The sequence below is a fragment of the Bacteroides sp. 1_1_30 genome (genome assembly GCF_020982715.1).
GTDB classification, from domain to species: domain Bacteria; phylum Bacteroidota; class Bacteroidia; order Bacteroidales; family Bacteroidaceae; genus Bacteroides; species Bacteroides xylanisolvens.
Window position 1 is genome coordinate 1 of sequence record NZ_JAJKHN010000213.1, and the last position, 1315, is coordinate 1315.

Sequence of the window (1315 nt, forward strand, 5' to 3'; positions counted from 1 at the left end):
ATTCCGTACGGAATACGTTTGCGCTTTACTGGTTGGTTCATAACTCTTTCATTTTCTCACAAAAGTAACAATAAAAATGAATATTGATGGATGGCAGTTATATAAATGATAGAATATCTTTAGTAGTCTCAATGCCATTATTGCTTATAGTGGGAAAGCGGATTTGCTCTTCTTTAGTGTGGAAACCCGTAATGTTGAAAAGTGGATAGCTGAAGAAAAATAGATAATACAAAAAAAGCGGCTCGTTGCAATGAGTCGCCTTTTATTATAATACATGAAAATATATACGAACTTTAAACTTCTTCGCACACCACCATTTTCATCCCTTGATAAACAACTATAATTTTGTGCAGCGTCGTTGTTCCGATTGCTTTTTGCACCGTTTCACTGGCGGCATAGCGGTTGGCTTGTGTGATAGCCTCTTGTCGGAGTTGCTCCACCTTTTCATCACTATCCTTTCCTTTGGCATACTTCAGTTCGATAATGTAAGAATGGAGCATGTCTTTGTATATATCCAGTAAGGGAAACATGAAAATATCGGCATATCCTTCCTGATTCTCCTGTTCGGAGATGGGGCGATAGAAACGGTTCTGTGCGGTCATAGCCAACGTAAATCCATGTACGTATGCTTCGCCTTTTTGCTTGTCTCTCTGGGAAGAATATCGGTGCAGACATTCGGCGATATAGTCGAAGTAGGCTTTCCAGTCGCCACGATAAGCCATAGCGGATGCCAGTTTCCCTTTTTCCCAGTTGTCAAAGCGGAGGTCCGCTTCGTTGTAGGTATCTAATAAGTAACTGTACAATTGTTCACGTACTACTTGATTGGGAATAGTCAACTTCGTTTCTCCTTCTAAAGTACCGCTGATAGTCAACATTCCGAAATAGAATAATAGGCTGGTAAAGTTATCCGGTTCTGCAACTGTTTCGGCAGGAAACCCGGTTTTCAATTCGCCGGTGACATATCCCTGTTGCACCAACGTCTGAATGGTCGAGGCATCATGAGCAAATTCTTTGTCTTTGCGGATCAACATTCGTAGTTTGTTATAATCTAGACGGATGTTTTCTTCTACCATATTGCGGGGCATATATCCTCCATTACGGATGTAATTATCCACAAAGTAAAGTACCATGTTGGAGTTGTACATGGTAGTACTGCCATAACTTTGCTCTGCAAAGCAGTAGTTGTCATACCAAGGTTTCATAGCTTCTATCAGTTCATCAGTAGAGTGGTGAAACTCGCAGGTAGTGGCATAATAATCCAGCATTGCGCGCACCTCTTCTTCGTTGAATCCGGTCATTTCATTAAATTCCGGAG

1 protein-coding gene is annotated in these 1315 nt (G+C 41.2%); it reads right to left on the reverse strand.

The window, feature by feature from the left end; all coding sequences use genetic code 11:
* Positions 1 to 293 precede the first annotated feature (293 nt).
* The coding region (locus tag LPH68_RS26240; protein ID WP_230297272.1) for a PD-(D/E)XK nuclease domain-containing protein at positions 294 to 1315 on the reverse strand (1022 nt) is incomplete at its 5' end.